Source organism: Streptomyces oceani (assembly GCF_001751245.1).
GTDB classification, from domain to species: domain Bacteria; phylum Actinomycetota; class Actinomycetes; order Streptomycetales; family Streptomycetaceae; genus Streptomyces; species Streptomyces oceani.
In genome coordinates this window covers 216,855-239,800 of sequence record NZ_LJGU01000114.1, presented here as the reverse complement: position 1 = coordinate 239,800, position 22,946 = coordinate 216,855, and the positions used below count along the sequence as shown (strand labels likewise).

The 22,946-nt window shown below is 69.7% G+C and carries 18 protein-coding genes; 14 read left to right on the top strand and 4 right to left on the bottom strand.

The features are described from left to right. The first annotated feature begins 40 nt into the window (after positions 1–40). On the top strand, positions 41–637 hold the full coding sequence (locus tag AN216_RS08340; protein WP_070195954.1) for a TetR/AcrR family transcriptional regulator: 597 nt from the start codon (positions 41–43) through the stop codon (positions 635–637). Positions 638–788: 151 nt separating this feature from the next. Continuing rightward, positions 789–2,051 carry an MFS transporter gene (locus AN216_RS08335; protein WP_070195953.1) on the top strand — a complete coding sequence of 421 codons (1,263 nt, stop codon included), beginning with the start codon at positions 789–791 and terminating at the stop codon, positions 2,049–2,051. A 92-nt stretch (positions 2,052–2,143) separates the two neighbouring features. Here the strand turns inward: AN216_RS08335 and AN216_RS08330 are convergent, their stop codons facing one another. Next, the gene (locus tag AN216_RS08330) at positions 2,144–3,220 is read right to left on the bottom strand and encodes an aldo/keto reductase (RefSeq protein WP_070195952.1); all 1,077 of its coding nucleotides are present in this window, start codon (positions 3,218–3,220) and stop codon (positions 2,144–2,146) included. An 85-nt stretch (positions 3,221–3,305) separates the two neighbouring features. Then, a complete protein-coding gene (locus AN216_RS08325) occupies positions 3,306–4,328 on the bottom strand; it encodes an Rv2578c family radical SAM protein (RefSeq protein ID WP_070195951.1) in 1,023 nt (340 codons plus the stop codon). A 210-nt stretch (positions 4,329–4,538) separates the two neighbouring features. Here AN216_RS08325 and AN216_RS08320 point away from each other — a divergent pair, with 210 nt between their 5' ends. The 6 genes from AN216_RS08320 to AN216_RS08295 all read left to right on the top strand — a co-directional run bounded on the left by AN216_RS08320 (position 4,539) and on the right by AN216_RS08295 (position 13,159). After that, positions 4,539–4,988, top strand: a complete 450-nt coding sequence (locus AN216_RS08320) for an SRPBCC family protein (RefSeq protein ID WP_070195950.1) — start codon at positions 4,539–4,541, stop codon at positions 4,986–4,988. Positions 4,989–5,278: 290 nt separating this feature from the next. Further along, positions 5,279–7,915: an MFS transporter gene (locus AN216_RS08315; protein ID WP_079166391.1), complete on the top strand. Its 2,637-nt coding sequence runs from the start codon at positions 5,279–5,281 to the stop codon at positions 7,913–7,915. Positions 7,916–8,210: 295 nt separating this feature from the next. After that, positions 8,211–9,047, top strand: a complete 837-nt coding sequence (locus tag AN216_RS08310) for a M55 family metallopeptidase (protein ID WP_070195949.1) — start codon at positions 8,211–8,213, stop codon at positions 9,045–9,047. After that, positions 9,040–10,371 carry a M20/M25/M40 family metallo-hydrolase gene (locus AN216_RS08305; RefSeq protein WP_070195948.1) on the top strand — a complete coding sequence of 444 codons (1,332 nt, stop codon included), beginning with the start codon at positions 9,040–9,042 and terminating at the stop codon, positions 10,369–10,371. The genes AN216_RS08310 and AN216_RS08305 overlap by 8 nt, the downstream gene beginning before the upstream one ends. Before the next feature lie 266 nt (positions 10,372–10,637). Next, entirely contained in the window at positions 10,638–12,644 is a 2,007-nt protein-coding gene (locus tag AN216_RS08300; RefSeq protein ID WP_070195947.1) for a prolyl oligopeptidase family serine peptidase, read from the top strand. Then, the gene (locus AN216_RS08295; protein ID WP_070195946.1) at positions 12,641–13,159 is read left to right on the top strand and encodes a DinB family protein; all 519 of its coding nucleotides are present in this window, start codon (positions 12,641–12,643) and stop codon (positions 13,157–13,159) included. Before AN216_RS08300 ends, AN216_RS08295 begins: the two co-directional genes overlap by 4 nt. A 55-nt stretch (positions 13,160–13,214) precedes the next feature. Here AN216_RS08295 and AN216_RS08290 read toward each other — a convergent pair whose 3' ends face one another. Together AN216_RS08290 and AN216_RS08285 are read right to left on the bottom strand one after the other, a co-directional pair. Next, a complete protein-coding gene (locus AN216_RS08290) occupies positions 13,215–13,628 on the bottom strand; it encodes a CBS domain-containing protein (RefSeq protein ID WP_070195945.1) in 414 nt (137 codons plus the stop codon). A gap of 106 nt (positions 13,629–13,734) precedes the next feature. Next, positions 13,735–14,784: an aminoglycoside phosphotransferase family protein gene (locus tag AN216_RS08285; protein ID WP_070195944.1), complete on the bottom strand. Its 1,050-nt coding sequence runs from the start codon at positions 14,782–14,784 to the stop codon at positions 13,735–13,737. A 165-nt stretch (positions 14,785–14,949) separates the two neighbouring features. Here AN216_RS08285 and AN216_RS08280 point away from each other — a divergent pair, with 165 nt between their 5' ends. The 6 genes from AN216_RS08280 to AN216_RS08255 all read left to right on the top strand — a co-directional run bounded on the left by AN216_RS08280 (position 14,950) and on the right by AN216_RS08255 (position 22,769). After that, positions 14,950–16,908, top strand: a complete 1,959-nt coding sequence (locus tag AN216_RS08280) for a DUF5107 domain-containing protein (RefSeq protein ID WP_070196117.1) — start codon at positions 14,950–14,952, stop codon at positions 16,906–16,908. Positions 16,909–17,394: 486 nt separating this feature from the next. After that, positions 17,395–18,156, top strand: coding sequence for a DeoR/GlpR family DNA-binding transcription regulator (locus tag AN216_RS08275; protein WP_070195943.1), 762 nt, complete (start codon positions 17,395–17,397; stop codon positions 18,154–18,156). Positions 18,157–18,431: 275 nt separating this feature from the next. After that, positions 18,432–19,784 carry an ABC transporter substrate-binding protein gene (locus tag AN216_RS08270; protein WP_070195942.1) on the top strand — a complete coding sequence of 451 codons (1,353 nt, stop codon included), beginning with the start codon at positions 18,432–18,434 and terminating at the stop codon, positions 19,782–19,784. Further along, on the top strand, positions 19,781–20,842 hold the full coding sequence (locus AN216_RS08265) for a carbohydrate ABC transporter permease (RefSeq protein ID WP_070195941.1): 1,062 nt from the start codon (positions 19,781–19,783) through the stop codon (positions 20,840–20,842). Before AN216_RS08270 ends, AN216_RS08265 begins: the two co-directional genes overlap by 4 nt. Then, entirely contained in the window at positions 20,839–21,783 is a 945-nt protein-coding gene (locus tag AN216_RS08260) for a carbohydrate ABC transporter permease (RefSeq protein WP_079166389.1), read from the top strand. Before AN216_RS08265 ends, AN216_RS08260 begins: the two co-directional genes overlap by 4 nt. After that, positions 21,780–22,769, top strand: a complete 990-nt coding sequence (locus tag AN216_RS08255) for a zinc-dependent alcohol dehydrogenase family protein (protein ID WP_070195940.1) — start codon at positions 21,780–21,782, stop codon at positions 22,767–22,769. Before AN216_RS08260 ends, AN216_RS08255 begins: the two co-directional genes overlap by 4 nt. Positions 22,770–22,946 lie beyond the last annotated feature (177 nt).

Here is a 22,946-nt window from a genome sequence, read left to right as displayed (position 1 = left end):
GTATTGAACCGAACGGTTCATAATGTGTAGGCTGCGCGTCATGGCTCGACCGAGGACGTTTGACGAGGCGGGAGCCCTGGACGCGGCCATGCGCGTGTTCTGGGCGAACGGCTACGAGGCCACCAGCACCCACGACCTGTGCGTCGCCACCGGCCTGGGGCGTAGCAGCATCTACAACACCTTCCAGAGCAAGCACGAGCTGTATCGGCGGGCGTTGGCGCACTACATCGACACCATGACCACTCGGCAGCTCACCCTGCTGGACGACGCGGAGCGGTCGCCGCTGGAGCGCCTGCGGGCACTGTTCGCCGACGTCGTCCAGCAGGAGGTCGAGGTGCGGCGGGGTGGTCGGAGCCTTGGTTGTCTGGTGGTGAACGCCACCGTGGAGCAGAGCGGCCGGGATCCGGAGGCGGCCGGGATGCTGGAGCGGGACCTGGCGCGCCGGCTGGCCGCGCTGCGCACCGTGTTGGCGGCCGGTCAGCGCTCCGGGGAGGTGACCTCGCAGCAGGACCCCGAGGCCCTTGCTCGCTTCGTCACCGCGGTGATCGGCGGTATTCGAGTCTCCGGGCAGGGCGGTGCCGAGCCGGCGTCGCTGGAGTCGATCGCGCAGACGGCGTTGGCCGCGTTGGTCGCCTGACCACTCCGCGGCGGATCGACTGACCGGTCCTGTTGGGGCCTGTCGGTCGGTCGCTTCCGCATGGACTCGTTTCGTACCGATCGATACAAAAAAACGGCGGAGCCTGCCCTCGTCCATCCGCACGTACCAACCAACGCGTCAGGAGTTTCGTATGCCCCGCGCCGTGCACATTCTCGCCTTGGGCGTCTTCGCCATGGTGACCAGTGAGTTCGTCGTCGCCGGACTGATGCCGCAGATGGCCGACGGTCTGAACGCGACCATCCCGCAGATCGGCTACCTCATCACGGCCTTCGGCATCGCCATGGCCGTCGGTGGCCCGTTCCTCGCCTCCGTGCTGACGAAACTGCCCCCGAGAACCGCCCTGTCAGCGCTCTTCGCCGTCTTCACCGTCGGCAACGTGCTGGCGGCGACGGCCACCACGTACGCGGTCATGCTGGTCGCGCGGATCGTCACCGGCACCGTCTCCGCGGCCTTCTTCGGTGTCGCGCTCTCCCTGAGCGTCCAACTGGTCCGCGAGGAGGTCCGCGCCCGCGCCATCGCTGCGACGATGAACGGCCTGATGCTGGGCACCCTGTTGGGCCTTCCGCTGTCCACGCTGATCGGCGGGCACTTCGGCTGGCGCGCGGCGTTCTGGGCGATCACCGCCCTGGCGCTGTTGGCCGCACTGGGAACGTTCGTCGGAGTGCCCAACCTGGCACCCACGCAGGACGGCGGCGGCGTACGGGGCGAGCTCGCGGTCTTCCGCGGTCGCCGACTCTGGCTGGCACTGTCCACGAGCGCGCTGATCATCGGCGCGACCTTCGCCGCCTTCAGCTACTTCAACCCGATCCTTACCGAGGTCACCGGGTTCGCGAGCGGTACGGTCCCGCTGCTGCTCATCGCCTACGGCGCCGCCACGGTGGTCGGAAACAACATCGTGGGCAGGCTCGCCGACCGGTACGCGCTCCGGGTTCAGCTGGTCGGACTCGCGCTGAACACCGTGTTCCTCGCGGGCTTCGCGCTGCTGGTGGAGTTCAAGGTCGCGGCCGTGGCGTGCCTCCTGGGCATCGGACTGGTCGGCATCAGCATGAACCCGGCCATGGTCACCAGGGTGCAACGGGCGGGCAACGCAGGGCCGTTGGTCAACACCGTCCACGCGTCCTTCATCACCCTCGGCGTGGTTCTCGGCTCCTGGGCGGGTGGCCTGGCCATCAACCACACGGGACTGCGCGCACCGTTGTGGTTGGGCGCCGGTCTGGCCGTGCTCGGCGTGGGCAGCCTTGTACCGGAGCTGCTGCGGGCCCGCCGCGCCACCCCGCGACCGGGTGATCCGCACCTCGCGGAAGCCTCCGATCCCGGTGCTGCTTTCGACGCCGCCGCGGAGGTGCCCACCGGCCACGAGCGGGAGTGCGCGAGGCCCGGTGCCGAGGTGTGAACCGACGGACGCGCCTGCCCCGCCGAATCGGGACGGGCGTGCCCGTACGCGTACGTGCCCGCGTGCGTCCCTGCCCGTGTGCGCACGCCCGGCTACGTGGGGGCGCCGTCTCGGCGCATGGAGCGGGGCGCGCCGTGCGGCGTGGAGCGTCGGTCCTCGATGGCCGGCCAACGGTCGCCGTAGACGACCTGCGTGACACCCGGTTCACGGAGGAAGTCGTGCGGGAATCCGAGTGGCTGGGCGCTCACCTCGTCCAGGCGCTGCGTCGCCTCCTCGCCGAGAGTGACCCGCAGCGCGGCGAGGTTGTCGGCCAACTGGGACTCCTTGGTGGCTCCGAGGATCGGGATGACGTTCCCGGGCTGGGCGCGGAGCCATGCCAGGGCCACCTGGGCGGGGCTCCACCCGCCCTGCTCGGCGATGTCCAGCACCTCCGTGACGACGGCTTCCTGCCTCGGTTCCCGTGGGGCTGCCCCGTTCGGCCCGGTGAGCCGGCCGCCCTCGCCGCGACGGTACTTGCCGGTGAGCACGCCGCCGCCCAACGGCCCCCAGACGAGCACCGCCTGGTCGAACGCGCGAGCTTGCGGCAGCAGTTCGCGTTCGGCGGTACGGTCCAGGAGGTTGTAGCGCAGTTGCGAGCCGGCGAAGGTGGTCCAATGCCGCAGCTCGGCCAAGGTGTTGGCCTGCGCGATCTCCCAGGCCGGCCAGTCGGACACTCCGAGGTAGAGGACCTTGCCCGAGCGTACGACGTCGTCCAGTCCCCGCATGACCTCCTCGACCGGCGTGAGACTGTCGCGGGCGTGCACCCAGAGGATGTCGACATGGTCGGTCCGTAGCCGTCGCAGACTGGCCTCCACCGACTGCCGCAGGCTCTTGCGGTGGTTGCCGGCGGAGTTCACGTCACCCTCGCGGGTCGCTCCGGTGTACTTGGTGGCCAGCACGAACTCGTCACGGCGGCCGTTAAGCAGTTCGCCGACGATACGCTCGGACGCGCCGCCGGTGTAGATGTTGGCGGTGTCGAGGAAGTTCCCGCCCAGCTCCGTGTAGGCGTGCAGCAGTCGGCGGCAGGTGTCCAGGTCCGCGGTCGGACCCGACTCGACGCCGAAGGTCATGGTCCCGAGGCTCAACTCGGAAACCCGCAGGCCGGTTCTGCCGAAGAGCGTGTAACGCACGGTATCCCTCATGTCTTCTGTCGCGGACGTGCCCACCAGGCTGGGAACTTGAGCGCGCTCGACGGCGGGTCCGAGCTTCAGCGCGTCACAGCAGGGTCAGCTGGGTGGCTCGCGGGGTCTCGGTCTCGTCATCCTCGGCGTGTTCCGGCGGGAGTCGGTGGGCGCCCGGCGCGGCGGGACCGATGCCGTACTCGGCGGCGAGTTCGTGCACCTGACCGGTGATCCTGCGCTGGTACCAGGTCGGGGCGTAGGCGCCGTCAGCGTACAGCGCCTCGTAGTGCCGCACGAGGCTGGGGTGATGGGTGCCGAGCCAGCGCATGTACCACTCCCGCGCGCCGGGGCGCAGATGCAGGGTGAGGGGCGTGACGGAGGTGGCGCCGGCTGCCGCGACGGCGCGTACGGTCGACCGCAGCTGGCTCGGTGAGTCGCCGAGGAATGGGATGACCGGGGCCATCAGGACTCCGCAGGGGATGCCGTGTTCGGTGAGGGTGCGTACGACGTCCAGGCGGCGCTCCGGGGCCGGGGCGCCGGGCTCCACGGAGCGCCACAGCTCCTCGTCGGTGAACCCGACGGACACGGAGACTCCGACGTCGGTGACGGCGGCGGCGGAGCGCAGGAGGGTGAGGTCGCGCAGGATCAGGGTGCCCTTGGTGAGGATGGAGAACGGGTTGGCGTAGTCCCGTAGCGCGGTGAGGATGCCCGGCATCAATCCGTATCGCCCCTCCGCCCGCTGGTAGCAGTCGACATTGGTGCCCATCGCGATGTGCTCGCCCTGCCAGCGGCGGGCGCCCAGCTCGCGGCGCAGCAGCTCGGGGGCGTTGACCTTGACGACGATCTGCGAGTCGAAACCGGCTCCGGTGTCCAGGTCGAGATAGCTGTGCGTCTTGCGCGCGAAGCAGTACACACAGGCGTGCGAGCAGCCACGGTACGGATTGACGGTCCACTCGAACGGCATCCGAGAGGCTCCCGGGACCCGGTTGGTGATCGACCGGGCCCGCACTTCGTGGAAGGTGATGCCGCGGAACTCCGGGGTGTCGAACGTACGGGTCACGGCATCGGTACCGAAGAGCGCGGACGGGTCGTCGCCGTGCAGGTTCTCCCAACGCATGCGGGCCTCCTAGGTGGGTCGTTCTCGTCCCTCCGAAATAGAACAGGCGTTCCCATCATAACGCGAGCCGGTTTCCCGTGGGCGGCCCGGTGGCGGCGGAACGGCGCTCGAGTGGCGGCGCCGGGGTGGATTTGGGTCGCCGCGACGGGGGTGATTGGCTGGTCGCCCAGTCCACGAGAGAGCGCGGGTATCCCGGGCACAGGAGGAGTCATGGCGCAGGTCGAGTCGACCACCGAGCGGGAGATCGCGGCGAAGCCGGACGATGTCCTCAGCGCACTGGCCGACTACAGCGGCACCCGCCCGAAGTTGCTTCCGGAGCAGTTCAGCGAGTACGAGGTGCGGGAGGGCGGCGACGGCGAGGGCACGCTGGTGCACTGGAAGCTCCAGGCGACCAGCAAGCGCGTGCGGGACTGCCTGCTGGACGTGACCGAGCCGACCGACGACAGGGTCGTGGAGAAGGACCGCAACTCCTCGATGGTGACAACCTGGCGGGTGACCCAGGGCAGCGGTGGCGCGAACACCTCGCGGGTCGTGGTGACCTCCACCTGGAGCGGCGCGAGCGGCATCGGCGGCTTCTTCGAGCGCACCTTCGCGCCGAAGGGCCTGGCACGGATCTACGACGCGGTGCTCGCCAAACTCGCCGCCGAGACCGAGAAGTAGCCGGCGTCAACGAATCCGGGGCGCGGTTGTTCGAGCCGGTGCCGCGGCCCGGCTGGCGCGCGGATACCGCGTCACTATTTCGAGTGGTTTGCCCGGGGCGCGCGTACGTCGCCCCGGGCATGTCGTTTTCCCGGAAAGCCCTGCTGAAGCGCCCGAATGACGCCCCGGAGAAGCGAGTTGGGGTTGTGCGGGCGCCGCTCGGAGCCGGCGTGCCCAACTTGCCCAGTCCGATCGCCTGATGCGAGAAATATGCGGACTTGGGCGACTCGGGGCAAGAGGGGCGACGTGGGATGAGCGGGATCACGCTGGAGGACACCCCGGAGCCGTGGGCAGCCGCGCGCCAGCCGGCCGCCGTCGAAGTCACCCTGGAGATCCCGGACTTCGGGGCGCCGAGCCGGCCAGCGGGCACCCGGGCCTCCGGTGCGCCGTTCGGCGCACCCGCCTCCGGCGCCGCCGCGCCGAACGGCGGTCCGGACGTAACGCGGGGAGCCGCCGTCCGCGAGGCGCCGCCGTACGAGCAGGCCGGGGCCGCTGAGCGCTTCGAGGCCGCCGAAGGCGCGGCAATCCCCGGGAACCACGGCGGCCCCGGGGGACCAGGAGCTCCAGGAGACTCGGAGGACACCGCCGGGCTCAGCCCGCGCCGAGTGCGGCTCGTCTTCGTCGGGCTGATGCTGGCGCTGTTGTTGGCCGCGCTGGACCAGACCATCGTGGCCACCGCCCTGCCGGAGATCGTGGGCGATCTGGACGGCCTGGGCCAGATGTACTGGGCGGTCACCTCATACCTCCTCGCCACCACCGTCGGGCTGCCGGTGTACGGCAAGCTCGGCGACCTCCTTGGGCGGAAGAGCGTCTTCCTGTTCGCCATCGCGGTGTTCGTCATCGGCTCGGCGCTGAGTGGTTGGGCCCGCTCGATGGAAGAACTCATCGCCTTTCGCGCCGTGCAGGGCGTCGGCGCTGGGGGCCTGATGATCGGCGTCCAGGCGATCATCGCGGACATCGTCCCGCCGCGAGCCCGTGGCCGCTACATGGGGCTGATCAGCGCGGTGTTCGGGCTGGCGTCCGTGGCCGGCCCGCTGCTGGGCGGTTGGTTCACCGACGTGCTGTCCTGGCGATGGTGCTTCTACGTCAACGTCCCCTTCGGCCTGCTCACCCTGCTGGTCACGGCCTGCGTGCTGAAGCTGCCGCCGACCCACAGGAGGGCCCGGTTCGACCTGCTGGGCGCGGTGTTGCTCGGTTGCTTCTCCACCTGTCTGGTGCTGCTGACCAGTTGGGGTGGCACGGAGTACGACTGGGGTGACAGCGTCATCCTCGGGCTGGCCGTGGGCGCGCTCGTCAGCGTGCTGCTCTTTCTGCTGACCGAGCACCTCGTACGGGAGCCGCTGATCCCGCTGCGCCTCTTCAGGGACTCGGTCTTCAACGTCACGGGGCTCGTGGGCGCGGTCGTCGGGGTGGCGTTGTTCGGCGCGGCCAACTACCTGCCCAGCTACCTCCAGATGGTCGAGGGCGCCAGTGCTACCGAGTCCGGACTGCTGATGCTGCCGATGATGGGCGGGGTCGTCCTCGCCTCCATGGTCTCCGGCAGTCTCATCTCCCGCACGGGACGCTACAAGTCGTACCCCCTCGTCGGCTCGGCGCTGGCCGTCGCCGGCATGTGGCTGCTGTCCGGCCTGGACCGGGACACCGCCTGGGCCACCTACAGCGGCTGGATGGCGCTGCTCGGGCTGGGCATCGGCTGCGTGCTCCCGGTGCTGGTCCTGGCCGTACAGAACTCCGTGCCCGCGGCTGACCTGGGCACGGCCACCAGCGCGAACAACTACTTCCGGCAGATCGGCGGCAGCGTCGGGGCCGCCGTCTTCGGCACCCTGTTCACCCACCGGTTGACCAGCGCACTCGAGGACGAACTCCCGGCGAGGCCGCCGTCGGGCGGTGAGCTGCCCGACGCGGAGTCGCTCACCCCGGACCTGGTACACGCGCTGCCCCAGCCGCTGCGTGCGGCGTACGTGGAGGCGTACGCCGAGGCGATGCCGCGGATCTTCCTGTATCTCGTGCCGGTGCTCGTCCTCGGTCTGCTGCTGGCCTTCCTACTGAAGGAGAAACCCCTGGTGTCGAACCACACAACCGTGCCGGAGGCCCGTACGGCCCACGACCCCGCAAGCTCCGGGCCCGCTCCCGGCGTGCCCATCTGTGGGACGGTGGCGCATCATGACGGCAGCGTCGTGCCGCAGGCGGCGCTCACCCTGATCGACACCGGTGGACGGCAGTTGGGACGCGGCGCCACCGGCGAGGACGGCAGATACGCGCTGAGCACCCCAGGCCCGGGTAGCTACGTACTGATCGCGGCGGCTGGCGGGCACCAGCCGCAGGCGGTGAGTCTGACCGTGGGGGAGCGTCCGCTGGAGCTGGACGTGGTCCTCGGCGGCGCCGGGCGGCTGGCCGGCACCATCCACACGGCGGACGGCGCGGCGGTGCGAGACGCGGCGGTGACGCTCACCGACGCCCGTGGCGAGGTCGTGTCCGCCACCCGTAGCGGGCGGGACGGGAGTTACGCCCTTACCGACCTGGTGGCCGGCAGCTACACCCTGGCCGCCAGCGCGCCCGCGTACCGCCCGGCCGCGCAGCCGGTGACCGTGCACGCGGCCCTGGAGACCCGCCAGGACGTGGAGCTGGCGGGCGGGGCGGTGCTGCGTGGGACCGTACGGGCGAACGGCGGGCGGCCAGTGGAGGACGCGCGGGTCACCCTGCTGGACGCGGCTGGGAACGTCATCGACACGGCAACCACGGAGGCGGACGGCATCTTCCGGTTCGTGGACCTCGCGTCCGGCGAGTACACCGTGATCGCCGCCGGGTATCCGCCGGTTGCCACGGTGCTCCAGATCGCCGGGGGCGGTCGTACGGAGCACGACCTGCAGCTGGGGCACGAGGACTGATCCGCGGTGGGGCGCAAAGGGGCGAGGGGGCGCGCGGGGCGCGGCTCGGGTGGCTGCGGCTCGGGGCGGCTCAGAGGGCGCTCCGCGGAAGGTCCCGGGGGTGTGCCGACGGACTCGGGACGGCCTTCCGCGGCCTGCGGGCGACTGTCGTGCCGTGCCGCGCGGTATCCCGTTTTCGGCCGAGAGCCGGGCGAAGCCGCTGGTCGTGCGTGCTTCGTGTCTCACAAGAGGTCTAGACCTCAGTAATTATCCACAGGGGTTTTGCTGCCATACGCGACCGCGTAACGTGCTCGCCATGAGCAAGATCTTGATCTCCGCGGACATGGAGGGCGCCACCGGCGTCACCTGGCCCGCTGACGTACTCCCAGGGACGCCGCAGTGGGAGCGGTGCCGCCCGATGTTCACCTCCGATGTCAACGCGGCGATCGCCGGGTTCTTCGACGGCGGAGCCGACGAAGTTCTCGTCAACGAAGCGCACTGGACCATGCGCAACCTCCTGCTGGAGCAGCTCGACGACCGGGTGCAGATGCTCACCGGCCGACACAAGTCGCTGAGTATGGTCGAGGGCGTGCAGCACGGCGACGTGGACGGCATCGCCTACGTCGGCTATCACACCGGCGCCGGCAGCGAGGGAGTGCTGGCGCACACGTTCCTGGCGAACTCCCTCACCGGCGTCTGGCTGGACGGCGTCCGGGCCAGCGAGGGCCTGTTGAACAGCTTCGTCGTCGCGGAGTACGGCGTGCCGGTGGTTCTCGTCACCGGAGACGACCTGACCTGTCAAGACGCGCAGGGCTACGCGCCACAGGCGCCGACCGCGGCGGTGAAGGACTACGTCTCACGGTATGCCGCGGTCTGCCGTACGCCCAGCCGGACTGCCCAGGACATCCGGGCCGCCGCGCGGAAGGGCGCCGCCCTGGCCGTGCGGCACAGCCCCAGGGTGAGCGGACCGCATGAGGTGGTCATGGAGTTCGACGCCGAACACCTCGCGGGGGCCGCCACCGTGGTGCCCGGTGTGGAGCGCACCGGGGAGCGCCGGGTGTCCTACACCGCCCCGACGATGTATGAGGGCATCCGGTGCTTCAAGGCGGTCACGACGGTCGTGTCGAACGCGGTGGAGGAGACCTATGGCTGAGCCGCACATCGATGAGCGGGCACTGGACGAGGTGGTGAGCTACACCTCCGAGCTGATCCGGATGGACACCACCAACCACGGACGGGGTGACGGAGTCGAGCGGCAGGCGGCCGAGTTCGTGGCCGAACGGCTCGCCGAGGCCGGTCTGGAGCCGGCCCTGCTGGAGAAGGCCCCGGACCGTACGAACGTCGTGGCGCGTATCTCGGGCACCGACTCGAGCGCCGACGCGCTGCTGGTGCACGGCCACCTCGACGTCGTCCCGGCCGACCCCAGCGAGTGGACCGTGCACCCGTTCTCCGGCGAGGTGCGGGATGGCGTGGTGTGGGGACGCGGCGCCATTGACATGAAGAACGCCGACGCGATGGTGCTTTCCGTGGTCCGGGCCTGGGCCCGGGCCGGGGTGCGGCCCCGGCGGGACATCGTGCTGGCGTTCACGGCGGACGAGGAGGACAGCGCCGACTACGGCTCCGGCTTCCTCACTGAGGAGCACGCCGACTTCTTCGAAGGCTGCACCGAGGGCATCAGCGAGTCGGGCGCGTTCACCTTCCACACCGACGAGGGGCTCCGGCTCTATCCGCTGGCCGCCGGGGAGCGCGGCACTGGCTGGCTGCGACTCACCGCGCGGGGCAGGGCGGGTCACGGTTCCAAGGTGAACCGCGCGAACGCCGTGAGTCGGCTCGCCGGCGCCGTCACCCGGATCAGCGAGCACGAGTGGCCGGTCCGCCTCACCCCGACCGTACGGGCCGCCCTCACCGAACTATCCGCGCTGCGGGGCCTGGAGCCCCCGAAGCTGGACGCCCCGGACTTCGACGTCGACGCGCTGCTGGTCAGGCTGGGGAGCGCGGCGGCGTTGGTCGAGCCGACAGTGCGGAACAGCGCGAACCCGACCATGCTGGACGCTGGATACAAGGTCAACGTCATTCCGGGCACCGCCACTGGTTTCGTCGACGGTCGGATGTTGCCCGGCGGCGAGGGGGAGTTCCGGGAGACCCTGGACCAACTGACCGGCCCGGACGTGGACTGGGACTTCCACCACCAGGAGGTCGCGCTCCAGTCGCCGGTGGACTCCCCGGCCTATGCCGCGATGCGGGAGGCCCTGGAGCACTTCGACCCGACCGCGCACGTCGTGCCGTACTGCATGTCCGGCGGCACCGACGCCAAACAGTTCTCCCGGCTGGGGATCAAGGGATACGGCTTCTCGCCACTCCAACTCCCCGCTGGATTCGACTACCAGGCCCTCTTCCACGGTGTGGACGAGCGGGTGCCGGTGGAAGCCCTCCATTTCGGCGTCCGTGTGCTGGATCGGGCGCTGCTCGCCCTGTAGTGCCACGCGCACCGGTTCCCGTCCTGGTCGCTTCGGCGACGCACCCCTCGAGGGGCGGGGTGGCGGCACGTCGCGGAGCGCCACCGACGACGACGGTACCGCGACCGGTATCCGCCGTGCGAGTTCGGCGGACACGACACAGGGACACAGGGACACAGGGACACGGCGACACGGCGACACGACGATGTAGCGACACGGCGACGCGAGAATCCGACACCAGCACCCCCACCCACACCTGACATCCGGCACCGGGAGGAACCCAGCCCATGGCGAACACCGAGGCTCCGTACGGCACCTGGCACTCACCCGTCGATGCGGCACTCGTCGCCGCACACGACGGCAGCCCGGAGTATCTGGGCGCGGTCGGCGCCGAGGTGTGGTGGACCGAGCCCCGGCCGCAGGAGGGCGGCCGGCGTGCGCTGATGCGGCTGCGGGAGGACCGTGAGCAACCGGCCGAGTCGGTGCTGCCCGCCCCGTGGAACGTCCGCAACCGGATGATCGAGTATGGCGGATTGCCGTGGGCCGGCGTCGAACGTCCCACGGGAGGACCGTTGGTGGTCTTCACACACTTCGCCGACCAGCGGCTCTACGCCTTCGCTCCGGACGACCCGGCGACCGAGCCCTGGCCACTGACCCCGCTCTCCGCCGTGGGGGAGGGGCTGCGCTGGTGCGACCCGGTCGTGCGGCCTGAGCAGGGTGACGTGACCTGCGTGCTGGAGGAGTTCACCGGCGAGGGCCCGACGGAGCTGCGCCGGCTCCCGGTGTCGGTGCCGCTGGACGGCTCGGCGGCCGAGGACCGCGGTGGTGTCCGTGAACTGACCCCGGCGACGCACCGGTTCCTCACCGGCCCGCGATTCTCGCCGGACGGTCGACAGGCGGCCTGGCTGGCCTGGGACCACCCCTCAATGCCCTGGGACGGCACACTGCTTCGACTCGCCGAGGTCGACGCGGACGGCGGTTTCCTTCGGGTGCGTACGGTGGCCGGCGGCACGGAGGAGTCCGTGGCGCAGGTGGAGTGGGCCGCGGACGGCTCGTTGCTGTTCGCCTCCGACCGCACGGGCTGGTGGAACCTGCACCGTCTCGAACCGGACGGTGACACGGCCGTCAATCTGTGCCCGTGTGCCGAGGAGTTCGCCGGCGGCCTGTGGCGGATCGGTTACCGCTGGTTCGTGCCGCTCCTCAGCGGTCTGGTCGCGGTGCTGCACGGCCAGGGCGGGATGGTCCTCGGAGTACTGGACCCGGACGGCGGCGAGGTCGTGGACATGCCCGGTCCCTGGACCGAGTGGTCCGCGTCCCTGGCGGTGTCCGGCAGCAGAGTCGTCGGAATCGCCGCCGGAGCGCAGCGCGGCCACGAGATCGTCGAGTTGGACACCAGGGACGGCCACGGTCGGGTGATCGCGCGCCCGCACCAGGACGCCGTGCACCCCGACTACTATCCGCAGCCGCAGGTCCGTGTCTTCCGCGGGCCGGACGGGCGGGAGGTGCACGGTAACCTCTACCCGCCCCGGCACCCGGAGCTTGTGGCGCCCGAGGGCGAGCTCCCGCCGTACGCCGTGTGGGTCCACGGTGGCCCGACCAGCCGTTCGCCGCTCGTACTCGACCTGGAGATCGCCTACTTCACCTCCCGCGGCATCGGCGTCGTCGAGGTGAACTACGGCGGCTCCACCGGGTACGGCCGGGAGTACCGCAACCGGCTGCGGGAACAGTGGGGAGTGGTGGACGTGATGGACTGCGCCACCGCGGCCCGTGCCCTGGCGGCCGAGGGTGTCGCCGACCCGGAGCGAATCGCGATCCGCGGCGGCAGCGCGGGCGGCTGGACCAGCGCTGCCTCCCTCACCTCCCCCGACACCGAGGGTGTGTACGCCTGCGGCACCATCTCCTACCCGATCCTCGACCTGGAGGGATGGGCGGAGGGCGAGACCCACGACTTCGAGTCCCAGTATCTGGAGTCCCTCGTCGGGCCGCTCGCCGAGCAGCGTGCGCGTTACCGTGACCGCTCACCCGCCGCACACGCGGAGCGGGTCAGTGTCCCGTTCCTCCTGTTGCAGGGGCTCGATGACGTCATCTGCCCGCCGGTCCAGTGCGAACGCTTCCTCGACAAGGTCACCACGGGCAGCGGTGCTCCGCACGCCTATCTGACCTTCGAGGGCGAAGGACACGGCTTCCGGCGGGCGGACAGCATCGTCCGCGCCGTGGAAGCGGAACTCGCGCTGTATGACAGGGTGTTCGGACTGAACCGGCAGGACGTACCAGCGTTGGAGCTGACGGAATGAGCACGCAGCCCCGGGACCTGCCAAGCTACGACCTCGCTGACCCCAAAGATCTGCTGGCCGCTCAGCTCGACTACTACCGCGCGACCCTGAGGGCGAAGACCGAGGGGCCGCCGGAGTCGGAGCTGCGCCGCAGCAGACTGCCCTCGCGCTGGTCGCCACTGGAGCTGGTGTGGCATCTGACGCACGTGGAGCGACGCTGGCTGGAGTGGGGCTTTGAGGCACGTCCCCTCACCGACCCGTGGGCGGACCACGGCCCTGACGGTCGTTGGCAGGTCCCGGCCGCGCTGTCCGTCCAGGAGGTGCTGGACCGCTTCGAGGCCCGGTGTGCCCGCTCCCGCACCATCGTGAACGGGGCGGAGTTGCTGGACCGGGCCGCGTGTGGTGGCCGGTTCCCCCCGGACCAGCAGCCGCCCACCCTCGGCTGGATTCTTTGTCACCTGCTACAGGAGTACGCACGCCATGTCGGCCAACTCGATGTCGTACGCGAGTTGGCCGACGGGGCGACAGGCGAGTGACGCTCGTCTGGGCGGAGGCCAACACTGCCGTGCATCGCCGAGCGGCAGCCGACGGTCAGGCGTACACCCCTTCCATGAAGCGGGCGCGTTGCTGATCGGACAGGTGCTGGGCGAGGTCGGCCTCGCTGATGATGCCCACCAGACGCTTGTTCTCGATCACCGGAAGTCGCCGAATCCGGTGGGTCTGCATCTCCTCTAGTACGGTGCCCACGTCGGCGGTGCTCTCGATCCACCGTGGGGTGCCCTTGGACAGGTCACCCGCGGTCATGTGGGACGGATCGTGTCCGTGCGCCACACAGCCGACCACGATGTCCCGGTCGGTGAGCATGCCGCACAGTCGCTCATCGCTGTCACTCACGGGCAGTGCCCCCACGTCGAGTCGTCGCATGAGCTGGGCGGCACGGTCCAGCGTCTCGGTGGCGGGTATCCACCGTGCGCCGGTGTGCATGATTTCTGCGGCCGTGGTCATGACGTACCTCCTGGTACGGGTGTGCTCTCAGGCCTGACACCATCGTCCCGCGCTGGTACGAGCCCGCAACCGGAGGACTGCCGCCCCGCCGCCGCGCGCGGCCGGATCAGAGCCCGGCGACGTCCGCCAGCACCCGGGACTGCCGCATCAGCGAGATGCTCCGGCGCATGTCGTCGTCCTCGACCACGGACCACAGGGCATGTTCCAGGTGCCGGACGACCGTCCAGGCGCGTAGCCGCGACACGTCCTGCCCGAGGAGTTCCGCCAGCATCGCAGTGCGTCGGAGCAGCACCCCGCGCGGCTCCGGGTAGGCGAACGGGGCGTCCACCTGCTCGATCAGCGGCCACGGGTCGAAGGCCGGGTCGCCGGTCATCGGCTTCGGGTCGATGGCCAGCCAGGGGCTGCGCCGCGCGGCCAGTACGTTTCCGGGATTGAAGTCGCCGTGCAACAGGACGGTGTGCTCCGCGGACTCCGGCAGCTTCCGCATGAGTTCGGCGGCCAGGGCGAACAGTCCGGGGTCGATTCCATCGGGCCAGACCCGGTGCGCTCGTTCTTCCGCGATGTCCGCCCACTCCGCGGTGATCCGGGCCAACGGCGGCACGCCGTACGGCGCGGTTGCCGGGGGCGCGGCTGTCGTACCTGGCGCGGCCGTTCTGCATGCCGCGCTCGTCGCGGCGGGAGTTGGCACCTCGGTGTACGTGTCCGCGCGCCCAGTCCCCGGCGGGAGGACGCTCCACAGGGTCCGTAGCACGTCGGCCGCGCAGGCCAGCCGCTCCTCGGCGGGCGTTCCATGGGTGCGTGCGAGGGGCGTACCAGGAGTGCAGCGCTCCAGCAGCAGGGCGTACCGCTCGGCGTCGTGCGCGAGTACGCGTACGGCACCGCGGCCCGACCAGTTCCGCAGGCTCATGCCCTCGCTCGTGGCCTCCGGATGCGGCCAGGTGATCTTGAACACCAGCGGTTCGGCCTCGTCGCGCCGCCAGGCCGGTGCCGCCCAGGAACAGCTCCCGCCGTGGAAGGGGAGACCCAGCCGCAGCTCCCAGCGCTCCACGAAGTCGGAGATCATCGCCGGCAGTTCGGCCAGCCACGCCCGGCCGCTGGCGTGCCGCCGCATGGTGGTCGCCACGGGGAGCGAGGCTGGTATCCGATCGTGCGCCATGCCGGTCATCCTGCCAGCTCGACGACCGTTCGGGTAATGGACTCGGACCTTTGTGTGATCGGCCTGCCGGGCTGTCCACAGGCTCTGTTCAACCAGCCGGCGACCGTGTTCCATGGTCATCGGGGACACCGGGCGGCGGTGGCCCGTGTGAGAGAGCGAGGCACCGTGGGCAGCACGACCGTACGCAGCAGCAGCCTGACCCTGCCCGGCGCGCCGGTGGGGCCGGAGAGTCCCCTTCCGCCCCTGCTTCCGTTGGACGAGATGCACACCATCGAGGACAGCGAACGCGCCCAGCTGCCGCGCGACATGGCGCGGCAGGTGGGATACGCACCGGTGCGGTCGGTGCTGCCCACCCGCCTCCAGGACGGGTACGGTCGGCAGCGTGCCGCCATGGAGCTGCCCACGCTGATCGTGGAGAGCGATCGCCTGCGCGTCACCGTGTTGCCTGGTCTCGGTGGCCGCGTCCACTCGCTCTACCACAAGCCCACCGAGCGGGAACTCCTCTATACGAACCCGGTGTTCCAGCCGGCGAACTTCGCCTTGAACGACGCCTGGTTCTCCGGCGGTATCGAGTGGAACATCGGCGCCACCGGACACACCACCCTCTCCTGCGCGCCCGTGCACGCCGCCGTGGTGCCCGCGCCAGACGGTGGCGAGATGCTGCGGCTGTGGGAGTGGGAGCGGCTCCGCGACACCCCGTTCCAGGTCGACCTGTGGTTGCCCGAGGGCTCCGACTTCCTCCATGTCGGTGCCCGGATTCGTAACCCGCACGATCACACCGTCCCGGTGTACTGGTGGTCGAACATCGCCGTCCCGGAACGGGAGACCACCCGCGTGCTGGTGCCGGCGGAGGAGACCTGGCACTTCGGCTACGAGCGCAGTCTGAGCCGGATCCCCGTGCCCTACTGGCGTGGCGCGGACCGCAGTTACCCGCTGCGCAGTGAGTATCCGGCCGACTACTTCTACGAGGTGCCGTTCGAGTCCCGCAAGTGGATCGCCTCGCTCGACGAACACGGTGAGGGTCTCGTGCAGACCTCGACCGACCTGCTGCGCGGGCGCAAGCTGTTCGTGTGGGGCCACGGCCCCGGGGGCCGTCGGTGGCAGCAATGGCTCACCGCGCCCGACACCGAGGGATACGCCGAGATTCAGGCGGGCCTCGCCCGCACCCAGCTCGAACACGTCCCCTTGGACGCGGGGGAGGAGTTCGCCTGGCTGGAGGCCTACGGTCCGCTGCGTGCCGATCCGGACGCGGTGCACGGAGACGACTGGAGCGCGGCCAGCACCCATGTCGCCGACCGACTCCAACGGGCACTGCCACGCGCCGATGTGCAGGCGGCGTACGACGCTTGGCTCTCGTGCGCGGACACCGGGCCGGGACCGCTCCTGGCCACGGGCTCCGGCTGGGGTGCCCTCGAAGCGGCACGGGGCGGCTATCAGTTGCCGGGCACGCCCTTCGGAGAGGAACTCCTGGGAGCGGAGCAGGAATCCTGGCTCACGCTTCTGACGACCGGACGGTTGCCGGTCGGTGACGCCGTGGGCTCCGTCCCACCGGGCCCCACCCTGGTTTCCGCCGCCTGGCGGGACCAGTTGGAGTGCGCGCCCTCCGGCACGCTGACCGACTATCACCTCGGAGTCGCCCAATGGCACGCTGGTGATCACGCCCAGGCGGTGCGCAGTTGGGAGCGCTCCTGTGCCGCCGGTGAGAACCCCTGGGCGCTGCGCTGTCTGGCTTTGGCGGACGCGTACGACGCGGCGACCGGCTTGTACCCACAGCGTGCCGCCGACCGGATCCTGGCCGCGCTGCGGTTGGTGAGCGACGGAGGGGCACGGGCCGCGATGGTGCGGGAGGCCGTGCCGATACTGCTCGCGGCGGAGCGTCCCGCCGAAGCACGGGAAGCCCTCGATCTGCTTCCCGCTGAGGAACGCTCCCGGGGGCGCTGCCGACTGTTGGACGCGCGGGTGCTGATAGCGGAGGGCGAGCCGCAGGCCGCACGGGCCGTTTTCGACGAGGGCTTCGAGGTGGATGACCTCCGGGAGGGCGACGAGATTCTGAACACCACCTGGGCGGAGCTGACCTCCGAACCGATACCGGAGCAGTACGAGTTTCGGATGCGTCCGGCCTGACTCAGGAGACTGGCCGGAGTATCAGACCGTCCGGCTTGGGCTGGCTCGGCTCGTACCGGCCAGGGCCTGGACCCGGCGCGGGACTGTGCTCCGGCGCGTGGACGATCCACTTCGGGCTGGGCCGGATCGGATGGTTCGGGGCCTCGTCCGTCAGGCAGCTGTACAGGTCAGAGGACCTACGTGCTCGGAGTTCGGCGGTTGGCCAGGTATCGGTCCTGCCAGCAGCCCGCTCCCCGCGTCGGTGACCGCTGACAGCGTGGCGGTCACCGAACGGTCATGCACCGGTCCGAAACGGGCCTCGGCGCCCCTCCGCGAAATCCTTCTCACCGCTATCAACTGCTTCCCTGGGGAGCCCGTGAACGGGCCCAACCGGGCACGATCAGTGGGCCCACGAGCCTATTCGCGGTGTTCCTCTGGATGTACAACTCTCCACACGGGCCCGTTCGGGCAAATCGGTGCCCGTACGGCAAGGAGGCGAGGCGGAGAATGAGCGCCGAGGAACGGCAGCGGGAGATCGTCAGCACGGCCCGTCGGGAAGGTACGGTCGACGTCAGCGAGCTTGCCGTCGAGCTGGGTGTCGCCCGGGAGACGGTCCGCCGCGATCTGCGGGTCCTGGAATCACACGGGCTGCTGCGGCGCACACACGGCGGTGCCTACCCGGTGGAGAGCGCCGGATTCGAGACCACGCTGGCGTTTCGTACGACCATGCACGTCCCGGAGAAACGTCGGATCGCGGCGGCCGCGGTAGGCCTCCTGGGAGAGGCCGAGACGGTGTTCATCGACGAGGGCTACACCCCACAGCTCATCGCGGAGGCACTACCGCGCGACCGCCAACTGACCATCGTGACCACCTCGCTGACCGCGGCGGGCGCGCTCGCGGAGACCGATGGTTTCACCGTGCTGCTGCTCGGCGGCCGGGTCCGGGGCGGGACGCTGGCTACCGTGGACCACTGGACCACCAAGATGCTCGCCGGGTTCGTCATCGATCTGGCCTTCATCGGAGCCAACGGCATCTCCCGGGAACACGGGCTGACGACCCCGGACCCGGCCGTGAGCGAGGTCAAGTCCCAGGCGCTACGGGCCGCGCGGCGCCGGGTGTTCGCCGGCATGCACACCAAGTTCGCCGCGGTGAGCTTCTGCCGGTTCGCTGACGTGGGGGACTTCGACGCGCTGGTGACCTCCACCGGGCTGCCCGCCACCGAAGCACACCGTTACTCGCTCCGCGGACCGCAGGTCATCCGGGCCTGAGCGGGCCGAGGTTCCCGGTCGTCGCCTACCTGACACCACACAGCCGGAGACGCCGCCGACATGGCCGAAGCGGTGCCGTAGCCGCACCGACCCCGCCCCGTTGACGCGCCGCACGCCCTCTCGTACCGAACACGAACATCCGAAAGATCACGAGCATTTCGAATATCCCGAACATTCGCAGTCCGACGTTGTCACACCGCACCTCATCCGCACACCACCCACGCTCAGCGCTTCGTTCCACGCACGACCTTCCCCTACCACACCGGGAGCGGCAGATGCCCCCTCAGAGCAGACATCCGACCCGCGCACTGATCGCGGTCGCCACGGTCGGCACCCTCCTGTCCGGGTGTGCCGGATTCGGCGGGGCCGGATCGGACAGTAACGCGATCAACGTACTCATGGTGAACAACCCTCAGATGGTCGATCTGCAGAAGTTGACCGCCCGGCACTTCACCAAGGAAACCGGAATCAAGGTGAACTTCACAGTGCTCCCGGAGAACGAGGTCCGGGACAAGATCAGCCAGGACTTCTCCAACCAGGCCGGACAGTACGACGTCGCCACGCTCAGCAACTACGAAACGCCGATCTACGCGGACAACGACTGGCTCCGGAAGCTGGACCCGCACATGGAGAAGGACAAGAAGTTCGACCAGCAGGACATACTTCAGCCCATCCGGCAGTCGCTGAAAGGCGGAGACGGCGGCACGTACGCCACCCCCTTCTACGGCGAGTCCTCCTTCCTGATGTATCGCAAGGACATCTTCCGCAAGCTCGGTCTGCGAATGCCCGAGAACCCGACCTGGCAGGAGGTCGCCGAGCTGGCCAAGAAGGCGGAGGGCGCGCGGAAGGGTATGGCCGGCATCTGCCTGCGCGGGCTGCCTGGTTGGGGCGAACTGATCGCGCCGTTGACGAGCATGGTGAACACCATGGGCGGCACCTGGTTCGACCAGAACTGGGAAGCCAGGCTGGATTCCGGCGGATTCGCCAAGGCCACCAAGTTCTACGTCAATCTGGTGCGTAAACACGGGGAGTCCGGTGCGGCACAGTCCGGATACGCCGAGTGCCTCAACAACATGACCCAGGGGAAGGCCGCGATGTGGTACGACGCGACGGCCGGGGCGGGGTCACTGGAGGCGGCGAAGTCGCCCGTCAAGGGCAAGATCGGCTATGTCCCCGCGCCCGTTGACAAGACCGAGAGTTCCGGCTGGCTGTACACCTGGGCCTGGGCCATGCAGAAGGCCTCCGACAAGTCGGACAAGGCGTGGAAGTTCATCTCCTGGGCGTCCGGAAAGGAATACGAGAAGCTGGTCGGTCAGAAGATGGGCTGGTCCAACGTGCCTGCCGGGAAGCGCGAGTCCACCTATCGGAATCCCGAATACCAGCAGGCGGCAAGTGCCTTTCACGAGGTGACCCACGAAGCGATCGACAACACCAAGCCGGATGACCCGGGCATACAGAAGAGGCCCGCCCCCGGCATTCAGTTCGTCGGTATCCCGGAGTTCACCGAACTCGGCTTGGAGGTGTCCCAGGAGATCAGTGCCGCGATCGCGGGACAGCAGTCGGTCGACGACGCGCTGGAGACCTCGCAGAAGCTGGCCGAGGAAGTGGCGGAGGAGTACCAGAAATGACGAGTACCCCGGACTCCACGACCCCAGAGCCCAGCACTCCGGACGCCCAGACCACGTCCACCACCACGAGCCGGCCGCCCGCCCCACGGTCGGCCGGCACGGACCAGACTGACCGTCCGGCACCGGCACGGAAGCCAGGGACCGAACCGGGAGCCAAAGAGCGGGGTCTCAAAGCGTGGGCCACCCGGGCCCCGCTGCTGCCCGCGCTGGTCTTCCTGATCGTCGTCACCCAACTGCCGTTCGCCGCGACGCTGGTGACCTCTCTCTTCGACTGGAACTCGCTGCACCCGGACAACCGTGCCTTCAGCGGCCTCGGCAACTACGCCACGGTGCTCGGTGATCCCGACGTACGCGAGTCGGTGGTGACAACCGCCGTGCTCACCGCGGCCGTCGTCCTCACCAGCCTGCTGCTCGGCCTGCTGCTGGCACTGCTGCTCGACCGCACCTTCCGGGGTCGCGGGATCGTACGCACCATGCTCATCGCGCCGTTCCTGATCGTGCCCGTCGCCGCCGCGTTGTTGTGGAAACACGCCCTCTTCAACCCCGAGTACGGCCTGTTCAACGGTCTTCTCAACTGGTTCGGCAGCCTGTTCGGCATCGCGGACCCGGCGCAGCCCGAGTGGACCTCGGAGATGCCGCTGCTGGCGGTGGAGGCGGCGTTGATCTGGCAGTGGACGCCGTTCATGATGCTGATCGTGCTCGCCGGGCTGCAGAGCCGCCCGCTCGAGCTGATCGAGGCGGCACACCTCGACGGTGCCAACAACTGGCAGGTCTTCCGCTACCTCACCCTGCCGCACCTGCGCCGCTACCTGGAACTCGGCGCGCTGCTCGGCTCCATCTACATCGTGCAGAACTTCGACGCGGTGTTCACCATCACCAAGGGCGGCCTTGGCACCGCCAACCTGCCGTACACCATCTACGAGACCTTCTACAAGGCGCACGAGTACGGCGAGGCATCCGCCACGGGCGTGCTCGTCGTGCTCGGGTCGATCGTCATAGCCACCTTCGTCCTCCGCGTCGTCTCGTCTCTCTTCAGTGAGGAGGTGTCGCGAGGATGACCGCGGCCCAGGTCCCCGATCCGAAACCCTCGTCCGCGACACGGACCGCCAGCAGTCCGGCCGCCACCACACGCCGCGCGTCCCGGCAGGCCGCGCCACCCCCGCCCCCGCTGCGCCGGGCCCGTCGCCGGAACGCCGCGCTGGGCCTGCTGGCGTGGCTGCTGGGGGTGCTCTTCTTCCTCCCCGTGGCGTGGATGGTCCTCACCTCACTGCACTCCGAACCGGACGCCGCCACGAACCCGCCCTCCCTGGGGGCGCCACTCACCCTGGACAGCTACCGCACGTTCTTCGGCGCGGACGGCGGCGCCAGCCCGTGGCCGTCGCTGGCCAACTCGATGTCCGCGTCCGTGCTCTCCACGGTGTTCGTGCTGTTGCTGGCCTTCCCGGCGGCGTACGCGCTGTCGATCCGGCCGGTCGCCAGGTGGCGGGACGTGCTTTTCTTCTTCCTGTCCACGAAGATGCTGCCGGTGGTGGCCGGCCTGTTGCCGGTCTACCTCTTCGCGAAGAACGTCGGCATGCTCGACAACATCTGGCTGCTGATCATCCTCTACACCTCGATGAACCTGCCGATCGCGGTGTGGATGCTGCAGTCCTTCCTCGCCGAGATACCGGTCTCGCTCATCGAGGCCGCGCAACTCGACGGCGCCCGGCTTCCGACCATCCTGCTTCGGGTGATCGCGCCGATCGCCGGCCCCGGCGTGGCCGCGACCGCGTTGATCTGTTTCATCTTCAGCTGGAACGAGATGCTTTTCGCGAAAGTTCTCACCGGTGTCGTCGCGCAGACCGCTCCGGTCTTCCTCACCGGATTCATCACCAGCCAGGGCCTGTTCCTGGCCAAGGTGTGCGCCGCCTCGCTCGCCATTTCCCTGCCGGTGCTCGCCGCCGGCTTCGCCGCCCAGGACAAACTCGTCCAGGGCCTGTCGCTAGGAGCAGTCAAATGAAGGCCGCACTCGTGGAATCGCCCGGCACGGTCGGCATCACCACCGTGCCGGACCCCTCACCCGGCCCACGCGAGGTCGTCGTCGATGTGGCGGCCTGCGGGCTGTGTGGTACGGACCTGCACATCCTGCAGGGCGAGTTCGCGCCCTCGCTGCCTCTGGTCCCCGGGCACGAGTTCGCCGGTGAGGTCGTCGGGATCGGTAGCGAGGTCACCGAACTGGCGGTGGGCGACCAGGTGGCTGTCGACCCCTCGCTGTACTGCTTCGAGTGCCGTTACTGCCGCACCGGGCACAACAACCTGTGCGACCGCTGGTCGGCGATCGGCGTCACCACCCAGGGCGGGGCGGCGGAGTACGCCGTGGCCCCGGTCGCCAACTGCGTGCGGCTGCCGGAGCACGTACGCACCCAGGACGCCGCGCTCATCGAGCCGCTGTCCTGCGCGGTGCGGGGTTACGACGTGCTCAACAGCCAACTCGGCGCGCACGTGCTGATCTACGGTTCCGGCACCATGGGCCTGATGATGCTCGAGCTGGCCAAGCGCACCGGCGCCGCGGCCGTCGACATGCTGGACCTCAACGCGGACCGTCTCGCCACCGCTCGCACGCTCGGCTGCTCCGCCGCGGCGGCCAGCGCGGACGAGCTGGACCGTCCGAAGGGCTGGGACCTGGTGGTGGACGCCACCGGTAACGCCGCCGCCATCCAGGACGGCCTCGGTCGGGTCGCGAAGGCGGGCACCTTCCTGCAGTTCGGGGTGTCCGACTACGCGACCCGGGCCACCATCGAGCCGTACAAGATCTATAACCAGGAGATCACCATCACCGGCTCCATGGCGGTCCTGCACAGCTACGAACGCGCCGCGGACCTCTTCGCGGCCGGCGTGCTCGATCCGGACGTCTTCATCAGTGACCGGATGCCACTGCAGAGTTACCCGGCCGCGTTGGAGCGCTTCGCGGCCGGGGAGGGGCGAAAGATCGTAGTGGTGCCGTGATCCTGCCCAGGGATCCGTCCGCGGCCTGAGGGTGTGGGGAGCACGACCGGCCGCTGGTCCTGTACCCCGCACCCACGGACGTACGACCGGGGCGTTGGTATCCGGCGCCCAGCTCGGACTGACGCTCCGGTCGTCCCCGTCCCCGTCCCGGTCCCCGTCCACCGGTCCGGCGGAATG

What these genes read in the sequence shown, in the direction of transcription:
- AN216_RS08340 (WP_070195954.1), top strand. Translation starts at nt 41, where the DNA reads ATGGCTCGACCGAGGACGTTTGACGAGGCGGGAGCCCTGGACGCGGCC.
- AN216_RS08335 (WP_070195953.1), top strand. Translation starts at nt 789, where the DNA reads ATGCCCCGCGCCGTGCACATTCTCGCCTTGGGCGTCTTCGCCATGGTG.
- AN216_RS08325 (WP_070195951.1), bottom strand. Translation starts at nt 4,328, where the DNA reads ATGCGTTGGGAGAACCTGCACGGCGACGACCCGTCCGCGCTCTTCGGT.
- AN216_RS08320 (WP_070195950.1), top strand. Translation starts at nt 4,539, where the DNA reads ATGGCGCAGGTCGAGTCGACCACCGAGCGGGAGATCGCGGCGAAGCCG.
- AN216_RS08315 (WP_079166391.1), top strand. Translation starts at nt 5,279, where the DNA reads ATGAGCGGGATCACGCTGGAGGACACCCCGGAGCCGTGGGCAGCCGCG.
- AN216_RS08310 (WP_070195949.1), top strand. Translation starts at nt 8,211, where the DNA reads ATGAGCAAGATCTTGATCTCCGCGGACATGGAGGGCGCCACCGGCGTC.
- AN216_RS08305 (WP_070195948.1), top strand. Translation starts at nt 9,040, where the DNA reads ATGGCTGAGCCGCACATCGATGAGCGGGCACTGGACGAGGTGGTGAGC.
- AN216_RS08300 (WP_070195947.1), top strand. Translation starts at nt 10,638, where the DNA reads ATGGCGAACACCGAGGCTCCGTACGGCACCTGGCACTCACCCGTCGAT.
- AN216_RS08295 (WP_070195946.1), top strand. Translation starts at nt 12,641, where the DNA reads ATGAGCACGCAGCCCCGGGACCTGCCAAGCTACGACCTCGCTGACCCC.
- AN216_RS08290 (WP_070195945.1), bottom strand. Translation starts at nt 13,628, where the DNA reads ATGACCACGGCCGCAGAAATCATGCACACCGGCGCACGGTGGATACCC.
- AN216_RS08285 (WP_070195944.1), bottom strand. Translation starts at nt 14,784, where the DNA reads ATGGCGCACGATCGGATACCAGCCTCGCTCCCCGTGGCGACCACCATG.
- AN216_RS08275 (WP_070195943.1), top strand. Translation starts at nt 17,395, where the DNA reads ATGAGCGCCGAGGAACGGCAGCGGGAGATCGTCAGCACGGCCCGTCGG.
- AN216_RS08270 (WP_070195942.1), top strand. Translation starts at nt 18,432, where the DNA reads ATGCCCCCTCAGAGCAGACATCCGACCCGCGCACTGATCGCGGTCGCC.
- AN216_RS08265 (WP_070195941.1), top strand. Translation starts at nt 19,781, where the DNA reads ATGACGAGTACCCCGGACTCCACGACCCCAGAGCCCAGCACTCCGGAC.
- AN216_RS08260 (WP_079166389.1), top strand. Translation starts at nt 20,839, where the DNA reads ATGACCGCGGCCCAGGTCCCCGATCCGAAACCCTCGTCCGCGACACGG.
- AN216_RS08255 (WP_070195940.1), top strand. Translation starts at nt 21,780, where the DNA reads ATGAAGGCCGCACTCGTGGAATCGCCCGGCACGGTCGGCATCACCACC.